1 protein-coding gene and 1 pseudogene are annotated in these 1,517 nt (G+C 61.0%); both read right to left on the bottom strand.

What is annotated here, in order from left to right:
* Positions 1–190 precede the first annotated feature (190 nt).
* On the bottom strand, positions 191–754 hold the full coding sequence (locus tag CQ13_RS12290; protein ID WP_156433642.1) for a hypothetical protein: 564 nt from the start codon (positions 752–754) through the stop codon (positions 191–193).
* A gap of 4 nt (positions 755–758) precedes the next feature.
* Positions 759–1,517 (bottom strand): annotated as a pseudogene (locus CQ13_RS12285) (hypothetical protein); the annotation flags it as partial.

Genomic DNA, 1,517 nt, shown 5'->3' with positions numbered 1-1,517 from the left:
ACGCCCGGATTTGGGGGCGCCGATCCAAGTTATGCCGATGGATTGGGCACAAAATGAAGGAGAGCAACGGGACCGGCAAGCTCGGGACAGATGATTTTTGAGTTGGTTTCAGGTATTGCGCGCCGGCTGTCAGCTTGAGATGCGCTGAGCCGTGGCCACTTTGAGTGACCGGGACAGGCCTACGGGTCTATCAAGCAGCTTTTCGCCTGCGCGACGATCCCGCCATCAGCATTGCCGCAATCCTCATGAGATTGTTGGCGAGCACCGCGGCGCCGACCCACAGTTCGAAGCGGTCACGTCCCTCGGCGAGACAGCGCTTCATGCCGCGGCCTCGGAACAGCACGGAGATGCGTCCCTCGATGCCGGCGCGAAAGCGTTGACCATTCTTGAAGACCACGCTCTTTTCGTACGCCTCACGTCGTCCCGTCCTCTTGCCACCACGCTGAGGAATGCACACCACCTTCACGCCGGCGTGCTTGCACGAGGCAAGGTTCTGCTCGCTGAAGAAGCCACGATCCGAGCCATACAGCTGCGGGGCACGGCCAAAGGCCTGCCTGTGGCGCTGGAGGGAAGATGCCACATGAACCTCGTCGGGCGGATTGCCTTTCAGCACCTCGTATTGCGTGATCAGGCCCTCCGCGCTTTCGGCGAGGAAGACTTTGTGGCCGAACTCGACCGGCGTGCGCACCTTGCCGCGTTTGATCAGGTCGGTATGGGGCTCGAAGATGGAATAAATCTTTTCGTCGGTAGCCACCTGCTCACCAAAGAGCACACGATGACGTGCCTGATCGATGACACGATCTCAGCCCGCAGAAGTGCTCGATCTGACTGCGCAGTTCCTCGATGGCCATGTCGGCGAACATGTCCTTGCCGCGCATCGTGCGGGTCCTCTCGAGCCCCGCGCGTGCGTTTCCTACGACCTCCTCGGCAATGTCGATGAGCGCCCGGTATATCCGGGTCTGCTGCTCGTGACGCTGCCTCGTCGTCATGCGCTGGATCTTGTACATCCGGCGCCGCGCCGCGCGCGTGCGGTCGCAAAAGCCCTTGATTCTTCGCAATTCCAGCGCTTTGGCCAGACGGCGGACCAAGCGTGTGACGACGCGGACCACATCCCATAGCAACGTGTTGTCGGTCGGATGATGAATGTCGGTCTGCACCACCGTAGTGTCGACCCGCAGCTTCGTGCCATCCTCCAATTCGAGCTCGACCGCTGCCCGAACCACCAAATCGTTGACCGCTTTCAGCGTTTGTGGGGTCAGACGGATGAAGCCACGCTGGAAGGCGTCGTGCTTCGGCACCGGCGCGCAGTAGAAGTCGGTGAACTGACGAAGCGTCAATCCATCTGCGATGCGTTCACGCAACTCGCGATAGTCCCAGTTCTTGAGCCGCATCAGAACCAGCGAGCGCAGAACCTGTGTCGCCGTCAATCCGTGACGACCGCTATCTGGCTGCTTCAGGCCACGCACCAGATCCCGCCGGACACGCTCGATGACGTCCCGCTGGTCGTCGAGAAAGCC

The sequence above is a fragment of the Bradyrhizobium retamae genome (genome assembly GCF_001440415.1).
In the GTDB taxonomy this organism is placed as follows: Bacteria; Pseudomonadota; Alphaproteobacteria; order Rhizobiales; family Xanthobacteraceae; genus Bradyrhizobium; species Bradyrhizobium retamae.
This window is presented reverse-complemented; position numbering and strand designations above follow the sequence as displayed.